Below are 1,544 nucleotides of genomic sequence, written 5' to 3' on the forward strand. Positions count from 1 at the left end.
CCTGAGGATGTTTATACCAACGCTCAGTGAAGTCGGTGGCCTCGAAAAAAGCGTTTAGCTGCTCCAGCGACCAGTTCTTGATCATAAAACCGTTACCGATGAGACTGAATTCCGGTTTTGGCAATGTCATGGTTCCACTACCGGAAAGTATCGTCAGCTGTTGCTTTTCAAACTTATACTCAGGTACCTGTTCAAGCTCAATCAGCATGGCGGCTATAAAGAGCCACAGCCGCTTCTGTCCTTCCATGACCGCATCACCTTTGATAACCACCCCTTTGCCACCGGTGCCGGCCACCTGCGATGAAAAGCAAAGGTTCGGTATCTGTTGGTGGTCAGTCAGGTAATGGTGTGCCAGCAGCAGCCCTTCCAATATAAGCTCCTGTTCTTTTACCTGAAGGGCATTGGAGGTCTGTCGGGCAATACAGGCCTCCAGAAAATCCTGCATTTTTTGTGGCTTGAATGTCTGGTGTATCCGGTACAGTTGGTGAGTCCCGGGGACAGTGTCGAAGAAGCTGTCGAGCTTTTGGGCAAAGTCTGAGCGCTTGGCCTCTGGCTGCAACCAGATAAGCTCCAGCATCATTGCTTTACTTCGTTTCAGGGGGTATCGCTGACCAAGTCTTTCCCGAAGTGGCTTCAATGCCTCCCATTGCTCTTTGTTCGGGGCAGGACTCAGGTTTTTGCACACTCTGATGTACTCCAGACACTCGGGTTCAGGAAGCTTCGTCAGGGCAAGCTTTATGGTTTCCAAGGGGGCGGAAAGGGAGAGTGCCTTAGTGAGCAAGTCTTGGTCTTGCGGTTTTTCATTTTTCCTTTTCAGCCAGAAATGTACGCCTGCACCACCATGGTTGTAAAGCGTCGGTATCAACGATCTCAGCGCAGAAAGTACTTGGGTTCTTTCATTGTGGGCGTTTGTGAAAGCGGTCAGGTATTGTTCAAACTCTGCCATCGTCATACGCCATTTGTTAGGAGCAGAACAGAACAGCGCCAGGACTTTCATGGTCTGTGCAATGGTTATACGCCACTTTTTAGGAGCCGAACTGAACAGCGGCAATGAGTTCATTGCATCGTCTTCTTCCTGCTCATCATCGGAGTCATCAATGTCGTAGTCAATGTCTCCGGAGAGTTCCAGAAGATCTGGAAGGCGTAAGCGAAATAACCTCTCATTGGCTGCCAACTCCCTATGCCCGGGTAACCCGGACTTGCATAACACTCGGCTGGCCATCTTCAGGAAAAGCTTCTTGTCACCCCGGGGCAGCCATTGAACAAAGGCTATTACGTCCGCCTCTACCGGGAAGCCTTTACCATAATACATGGCGGCAACGTGTCCAAGCAGCTCCCGGTGGACTGGTTTGTCTTTAACAGCAGCATCCTGACCTGGCTGCCAGCCCTCTTTCAGGCAGGGCATAGTAATGAAGGCTTTCACTTGCTCCCTGGTCGGGAAGCCCAGACGATAATTCATGTAGATGATGTGCATGAATAGTTTCCGGTCGATCGGGCTGTCTTTAACGGCCTCGTCGCAGCCCGGCTGCCAACCCACTTTCAGG

General features: G+C 51.0%; 1 protein-coding gene. It reads right to left on the minus strand.

The genetic code is table 11. The features are described 5' to 3' along the window. Nucleotides 1-1,544: hypothetical protein (locus KDK16_RS07865; protein ID WP_257253712.1), on the minus strand; the 1,544-nt coding region annotated here is incomplete at both ends.

The sequence above is a fragment of the Endozoicomonas sp. SESOKO4 genome (genome assembly GCF_024606275.1).